Annotated in this window: 4 protein-coding genes; all 4 read right to left on the bottom strand. The window is 41.4% G+C overall.

The window, feature by feature from the left end; translation table 11 throughout:
* Positions 1-231: 231 nt before the first annotated feature.
* Positions 232-480, bottom strand: coding sequence for a TatA/E family twin arginine-targeting protein translocase (locus IQ224_RS23085; protein WP_002743526.1), 249 nt, complete (start codon positions 478-480; stop codon positions 232-234).
* Positions 481-584: 104 nt separating this feature from the next.
* Entirely contained in the window at positions 585-779 is a 195-nt protein-coding gene (gene psbH / locus IQ224_RS23080; RefSeq protein ID WP_002736544.1) for a photosystem II reaction center phosphoprotein PsbH, read from the bottom strand.
* A 327-nt stretch (positions 780-1,106) separates the two neighbouring features.
* A complete protein-coding gene (locus tag IQ224_RS23075) occupies positions 1,107-1,319 on the bottom strand; it encodes a hypothetical protein (protein WP_002743527.1) in 213 nt (70 codons plus the stop codon).
* 725 nt (positions 1,320-2,044) lie between these two features.
* Positions 2,045-2,285, bottom strand: a 241-nt coding sequence (locus tag IQ224_RS23070) for a transposase (protein ID WP_194032751.1), incomplete at its 5' end; no start/stop codon positions are given.

Genomic DNA, 2,285 nt, shown 5'->3' with positions numbered 1-2,285 from the left:
GGGGTGTAGGGTGTAGGGTGCGGGGTGTGGGGAAGTGGGAAGAATAAATAAAACAATCTCCTGTCTCCTGACGACCGACTCCTGACGACCGACTCCTGACCCTAACAACAATTTTTGATTTTTACAAGAGGTCTATGGTAAAACTGCCAATTTAATCTCGATTTGGTCATTATCGATGTTAATCTAGCGGATAGCCTCGAATTTGACCTACTCTACATCTCTACAAAGTTGTCAACTGGAACGAGTTTGATCCCTAGGAGATTGACTTTCTTCTAATTCAGCTTTGATTTTTACCGAGTCTTCAATCTGCTGGGCCTCTCGCTTAAATTCACTTTCAAATTCCTTGGATGCTTCTTGAAATCCTCGAATAGTTTTGCCTAAACTGCGACCGATTTCTGGTAATTTCTTCGGTCCGAAAACTAGCAGGGCAATCAAGAGAATTAACCCCATTTCTGGCAATCCAATCCCAAAAATATTCATGTGTTTGCTCCTAATAAAAAACTTGCGGTGGGCAATAACCCACCTGCTAAAGTCCGAGAGACAATTCTGCGGCCAAAAATGCCGACAAGATTGTTGGAATCTGCTTACTGACCCCAATCCACATTAAATCCTTCTAAAATTAGGGAGGAGTTGTAGATCTGTAAAATAATCAGCAAAAAGACTAAAAACAGAGCCATAAACACTCCCATCAGCAAGGTAGTTCCCCAACCGGGAGAAACTTTACCATATTCTGAGTTGAGGGGACGAAGGATTTCACCTAAGCGTGTACGCTGTGCCATAAGTTACCAAGAAAGATCTGTAAATGATAATTTTGTATTGATCCGTAATTTGACGAACTGCCAACCGGTCAACCCAGTGAGATAAAATCTACTGCTGTTGCCAGTGGAACTTTTTTGGTTTAATTCCTAACGGAATCGTTTTTCGCCTGCCCTGCCACGCCCACAAGAATCTGCAAGCGCCTACAGTACGGGAATTATTCTAACATTGTTTGGTAATCTTCTCAGGATTTAGGAGATGGTCAATAGGGACTGACAGGTGTAGGTATTTTACAACTAAGAGGAAGGGGAGTAGTAAAAAGCATCAACGGGGGTGGGAGGGAAAGAACTTCAAAGATGAAGGTGAATCGACAAACCTTTCAGTAAATCAGCAACTAGGGTAATAGAACCCAGAAGAAAACAAGAAAGCTGACGTAAGGGTTTGAGGTGGAGAGTTTTACTAAAGACAGTATGTTGGGGGGGAAGTTGCTCTAAATTGGGTTCAGGAGATTGATTTTCCGCTTCTCCACCCAGCATAACCATCCAGAGAGTGGCTACAGCCATAGCTAACCAAAGGCATTCGGCTGTGGGTCAAGCAGGCTTTGTGTTTTGCCATTGCCAGCCGTCAGAGGGGAGTGGGTTTTGAAAGTTCGATTGGGAGTTTTATCATCTTATTCCATATTACCGCAGCAAAAAGCAAGCCGGCTGTACGGTCGTTAGGGAGAATAGCCTATCACCACAAGGCAAAAACCTTACTGCGACATGGCATCCCACAATTCGCTGAAAACCATAACTATACTTGCATTAGGGAACGCACCCTACCAGAGCTGATATTTGAGTAAGCCAGACAGGAGCCAGAAAAAGATATTTATCAGAAAAGTCATGATCAAGCTAGAGGTTTAAAGACTGATCGGGTTCCAATTATTTTTATTAATAAATATTTTACATAATTCATAGCAGGTAAGCAAGAGGGCTACGCCACTACTAACGAATCATTACCTCTAAAAACCGGCTCTTCGTTACTTGTTATGGTTCGATAGGGGGGCATAAATCAACAAAATCTTTATCTGGTAAGGGATTTAATTGATTAGTTCGCTTTAGATAAAAAACAATTGACAAAAATCGCCCAATGTCTTTCTCTATAAGGGTTCCATCCCTTATAACTCCCGTCTATTGCATAAGACAAACCGAAGAACCTAAAAACCTTTTCTGCAAACGTTAGGACAGATGAACTTCTTTCTTGCCTTTGATGTTTGTTTTTACGGCTCTTCGTTACTCTTTATGCTAAATCAACAGACAAGATGCCAAGATAACATACTTCTAACCCAAAAATTCCGAAAGTTTCTAAAGCCATAGCCTCTTCTTTTTATTAGTTTAAGTTTATTGTTGATTCCCTCGACCACCCCATTCGTTGTCCTTCGCTCGAAATAACTAATTATTTCTCCAAACCAGTTTCGGATTGTTTGACAACTCTTAGTAAAAACACTGGAGGATTTTGCCAACCATTCCGAGATGGATAGCATTCCCTCT

It is taken from the genome of Microcystis sp. LEGE 00066 (assembly GCF_015207925.1).
In the GTDB taxonomy this organism is placed as follows: Bacteria; Cyanobacteriota; Cyanobacteriia; order Cyanobacteriales; family Microcystaceae; genus Microcystis; species Microcystis ichthyoblabe_A.
This window is presented reverse-complemented; position numbering and strand designations above follow the sequence as displayed.

What these genes read in the sequence shown, in the direction of transcription:
- IQ224_RS23085 (WP_002743526.1), bottom strand. Translation starts at nt 480, where the DNA reads ATGAATATTTTTGGGATTGGATTGCCAGAAATGGGGTTAATTCTCTTG.
- psbH (WP_002736544.1), bottom strand. Translation starts at nt 779, where the DNA reads ATGGCACAGCGTACACGCTTAGGTGAAATCCTTCGTCCCCTCAACTCA.
- IQ224_RS23075 (WP_002743527.1), bottom strand. Translation starts at nt 1,319, where the DNA reads ATGGCTGTAGCCACTCTCTGGATGGTTATGCTGGGTGGAGAAGCGGAA.